We start from the raw sequence: 821 nt of genomic DNA on the forward strand, positions 1-821 counted from the left end.
CGCACCGCCCCCATACCGCCCATCATCGGCCACCCGGACACACCAGCCCGCTACCGACCGCACCCCCGCCCCGGCACCCGAGCCGGGAAGCATCCCCATATCAAGATAATCAACGCTGTTGACGGCCACAGCTCCCACAGTCGATCTTGACGGGAGGTGGGGGCCGTACTGCTCAGGCCCGGGATCCCCAGCCGTTACCGGGCACCAGACCGGCGGTCAGACCGTTCCCGGCGAGTGGGGCAGGCCCGTGCGTGGAACCGCTCCGCTCACCGGGCTTCCCACAACCGCACCGTCCTGTCCTCGGAGCTGGTGGCGAGGGTGCGCCCGTCCGGGGAGAACACCACCGACTCCACCCAGTCGGTGTGGTCGGTGAGGGGCTCCCCGAGGGGGGTCGGGCGGGCCGGGTCGGTCACGTCCCACAACCGCACCGTGCCGCTGGCGTCGGCGGCGCCGACAACGTCGCCGTCGCCGCCGCCGGTGGCGAGGGTGCGCCCGTCCGGGGAGAACACCACCGACCACACCCTGCTGGTGTGGTCGGTGAGGGGCTCCCCGAGGGGGGTCGGGCGGGCCGGGTCGGTCACGTCCCACAACCGCACCGTGCCACTGCCGCTATCGCCCTCGCCGCCGCCGGTGGCGAGGGTGCGCCCGTCCGGGGAGAACACCACCGACCACACCCAGTCGGTGTGGCCGGTGAGGGGCTCCCCGAGGGGGGCCGGGCGGGCCGGGTCGGTCACGTCCCACAACCGCACCGTGCCGCCGTCGCCGTCGCCGTCGCCGTCGCCGCCGCCGGTGGCGAGGGTGCGCCCGTCCGGGGAGAACAC

Annotated in this window: 1 protein-coding gene; it reads right to left on the bottom strand. The window is 74.4% G+C overall.

The window, feature by feature from the left end:
- Positions 1-266: 266 nt before the first annotated feature.
- A partial coding sequence (locus AB1460_RS37910) for a WD40 repeat domain-containing protein (RefSeq protein ID WP_368967415.1) occupies positions 267-821 on the bottom strand: 555 nt, incomplete at its 5' end.

Origin of the sequence: Parafrankia sp. FMc2 (assembly GCF_041008525.1) — a bacterium.
Classification (GTDB): domain Bacteria; phylum Actinomycetota; class Actinomycetes; order Frankiales; family Frankiaceae; genus Parafrankia.